General features: G+C 60.8%; 3 protein-coding genes and 1 pseudogene. All 4 read left to right on the top strand.

Annotation, left to right across the window (positions count from 1 at the left end; translation table 11 throughout):
• Positions 1 to 34 precede the first annotated feature (34 nt).
• Complete coding sequence (locus tag JNN06_RS05995; protein ID WP_291238684.1) at positions 35 to 967, top strand: sugar ABC transporter permease; 933 nt, start codon at positions 35 to 37, stop codon at positions 965 to 967.
• 10 nt (positions 968 to 977) lie between these two features.
• A complete protein-coding gene (locus JNN06_RS05990; RefSeq protein ID WP_291238683.1) occupies positions 978 to 1,817 on the top strand; it encodes a carbohydrate ABC transporter permease in 840 nt (279 codons plus the stop codon).
• Positions 1,814 to 2,842: a Gfo/Idh/MocA family oxidoreductase gene (locus JNN06_RS05985; protein WP_291238682.1), complete on the top strand. Its 1,029-nt coding sequence runs from the start codon at positions 1,814 to 1,816 to the stop codon at positions 2,840 to 2,842. Before JNN06_RS05990 ends, JNN06_RS05985 begins: the two co-directional genes overlap by 4 nt.
• A gap of 6 nt (positions 2,843 to 2,848) precedes the next feature.
• Positions 2,849 to 3,709: pseudogene (locus JNN06_RS05980) on the top strand (ATP-binding cassette domain-containing protein); the annotation flags it as partial.

The raw sequence follows: 3,709 nt of genomic DNA, 5'->3' as shown, positions 1-3,709 counted from the left end.
CGAGGATATTTTCAGACAGAAAAAGGGGAGCGGCATGGCACAGCGGGCAGCGGTTCGGTGGCATATCGCGGTGTTTCTGGCACCGGCGGTGCTGGTTTACACGGCCATCATGATTGTGCCGCTGTTTGGCACCTTGAACTTGTCGCTGTTCAATCTGGAGGCCGGATTGGACGGGGCGAAAGAGCGGGTGTTCGTGGGCTTGGCGAATTTTGCCACGCTGTTTGGCGACCCGCGCTGGTCGGACAGTTTCTGGAACGCGCTTGGCAACAATGCCTGGTTCTTCGTGGTGCATATGCTGGTGCAGAACCCGATCGGCATTGCGCTGGCGGCCATTCTCTCGTCGCCCCGGCTGCGTTTTGCGGCCTTTTACCGGACGGCGATCTTCATTCCGACAATCCTCAGTTTCGTGATCGTGGGCTTTGTGTGGAAGCTGATCCTTTCGCCCATTTGGGGCATCGCGCCGGGGATGCTGGATGCGGTGGGCCTCAAGGCGCTGTTCGCGCCCTGGCTGGGCAAGGAGGACTATGCGCTGACCACGCTGGCGCTGATCTCGGTCTGGCAATTCGTGGGCATCCCGATGATGCTGATCTATGCCGCGCTTCTGTCGATCCCCGATGAGGTGATCGAGGCGGCCGAGATGGATGGCGTGACGGGCTGGGCGCAGTTCTGGAAGATCAAGCTGCCGCTGATCCTGCCCTCCATCGGGATCATCTCGATCCTGACTTTCGTGGGCAATTTCAACGCCTTCGACCTGATCTATGTGGCGCAGGGCGCGCTGGCCGGTCCGAATTTCGCCACCGATATTCTGGGCACCTTCCTCTATCGCACCTTCTTTGGCTTTCAGCTGCAACTGGGCGATCCGCATATGGGGGCGACGATTGCGACGGCGATGTTCTTCATCATCCTGATCGGGGTCTGTGTTTACCTTTTCGCCATCCAGACGCGGCTGCGTCGCTATCAGTTCTGAGGAGAACGAGATGAGCCAGGCCCGCCATTCCATCACCCGCAGCATCGCCGCCCATGGCGTGCTGATCCTCTGGACGGTGATTGCCCTGTTCCCGGTCTTTGTGACCGTGGTGAACAGCTTCAAATCGCGCAAGGCGATCTTTGCCGAGCCGCTGGCCCTGCCGGGGCCAGAGAGCTTTGACCTCGTGGGCTATGCCACGGTGCTGAAACAGGGCGATTTCTTTCAATATTTCCTGAATTCGATGACGGTCACGGTGGGCAGCCTGTTTTTCGTGCTGCTGTTTGGCGCCATGGCGGCCTTTGCCCTGTCGGAATATCGCTTTCGCGGCAATGGCTTGATGGGGCTTTACCTCGCGCTTGGCATCATGATCCCGATCCGGCTGGGCACGGTGGCGATCTTGCAGATGATGGTGGCAAGCGGGCTGGTGAACACGCTGACGGCGCTGGTGCTGGTCTATACCGCGCAGGGGTTGCCGCTGGCGGTGTTCATCCTGTCGGAGTTCATGCGCAATGTTTCGGCTGATCTGAAAAACGCCGGGCGGATTGATGGCCTGAGCGAATATACCATATTTTTCAGGCTGGTATTGCCGCTGGTGCGGCCCGCCATGGCGACGGTGGCGGTGTTCACGTTGATCCCGATCTGGAATGACCTGTGGTTTCCGCTGATCCTTGCGCCATCCGAGGCCACGAAAACCATCACCCTGGGCAGCCAGGTGTTCATCGGGCAGTTTGTCACCAATTGGAACGCGGTGCTGGCGGCGCTGAGCCTTGCCATCGTGCCGGTGCTGATCCTGTATCTGATATTCTCGCGTCAGTTGATCCGTGGCATCACGGCGGGAGCGGTGAAATGATCCGGGTTCTGGTCGCGGGCCTGGGCAATATGGGGCGCAGTCATGCGCTGGCCTATCATGCCGATCCGGGGTTCGAGGTGGTGGGGCTGGTCAACCGCTCTCCGGTGGATTTGCCAGAGAAATTAAGGGCTTATCCTCTGTTTTCCGACTATGCGGCGGCTTTGGCGGCGGTGAAGCCCGATCTGGTTTGCGTCGCCACCTATTCCGACAGCCATGCCGATTACGCGGTGGCGGCGATGGAGGCGGGGGCGCATGTCTTTGTCGAAAAGCCCCTTGCAACCACGGTGGCCGATGCGCGGCGCGTGGTCGATTGCGCCACGCGGCTGGGGCGGAAGCTGGTGGTGGGCTATATCTTGCGGCATCACCCCAGCTGGCAACGATTGATAGCAGAAGCGCGGGATTTGGGCGGGCCATATGTGTTCCGGCTGAACCTGAACCAGCAATCCAGCGGCCCGACATGGGCGGTGCATAAGGCCTTGATGCAGACCACGCCGCCCATCGTGGATTGCGGGGTGCATTATGTGGATGTGATGTGCCAGATCACCGATGCGGCGCCGGTGGAGGTGCGGGGCATGGGGCTGCGCCTGTCAGACGAAATCGCGCCGAGCATGTATAATTACGGGCATTTTCAGGTTTTGTTCGCCGATGGCAGCTGTGGCTGGTATGAGGCGGGCTGGGGGCCGATGATGTCGGATACCGCGTTTTTCGTGAAAGATGTGGTCAGCCCGCGCGGCGCGGTTTCCATCCGCATGCCAGAGAGCGCGCGCTCGGATGATATTGATACGCATACGAAAACCAGCACGCTGCGGGTGCATCGGGTGGGTTTGGGCCCTCAGGATCTGTCGATGGCGGAGGAGCCGGACCATCAGGGCCTGTGCGACCGCGAGCAGGCTTTTGTGGCGCGCGCCATCACCGAAAACCTCGATCTGAGCCGCCACATGTCTGACGCCGTGACCTCGCTGGCCATCTGTTTGGCGGCGGATGAAAGCGTGCGCTCGGGCCAACCCGTTAAATTGCAAGGATAATCTCTCATGGGCGCCCTGACGCTTTCCCAAGTCACCAAATCTTTCGGCAGCACCGATGTCATCAAGGGCGTTGACCTGCGGGTCGAGGATGGCGAGTTCTGCGTGTTCGTCGGGCCATCGGGCTGCGGCAAATCCACCCTGCTGCGGATGATCGCCGGGCTGGAGGACGTGACCAGCGGCGATGTGGCGATTGACGGCGCCAGGATCAATGATCTGGCCCCGGCGAAACGCGAAATTGCCATGGTTTTTCAAAGCTATGCCCTGTATCCGCATCTGACGGTGCGTGACAATATGGGGCTGGCCCTGAAGCAGGCCGGGGTGCCGAAAGCAGAGATTCAGGCGGCGACCGACAAGGCGGCGGCGATGCTGAGCCTGGCGCCGCTGATGGAGCGGCGGCCGGCGGAGCTGTCGGGCGGGCAGCGGCAGCGGGTGGCGATCGGGCGGGCCATCGTGCGGCGGCCGAAATTGTTCTTGTTTGACGAGCCCTTGTCCAATCTGGATGCCGCGCTGCGGGTGCAGACCCGGATCGAGATTGCCCGGCTGCATCGCGATTTGGGCGCCACGATGATTTATGTGACACATGATCAGGTAGAGGCCATGACACTGGCCCACAAGATCGTGGTGTTGCGGGCAGGCAAGGTGGAGCAGGTGGGCCGCCCGATGGATCTGTATAACGACCCCGACAACACCTTTGTCGCGGGTTTTATCGGCAGCCCGCAGATGAATTTTCTGAAGGCGGGCGCGCTTGGCCTGCGGTCGGATACGCTGGGGATCAGGCCGGAACATCTTGAGATTTAAATGGCTTCCGGGCAGATCGCGGGGCGGGTGAGCCATGTGGAAAAGCTGGGCGGCGAGACGCTGGTCTAT

It is taken from the genome of Gemmobacter sp., assembly GCF_016792925.1.
Classification (GTDB): Bacteria; Pseudomonadota; Alphaproteobacteria; order Rhodobacterales; family Rhodobacteraceae; genus Gemmobacter.
This window is presented reverse-complemented; position numbering and strand designations above follow the sequence as displayed.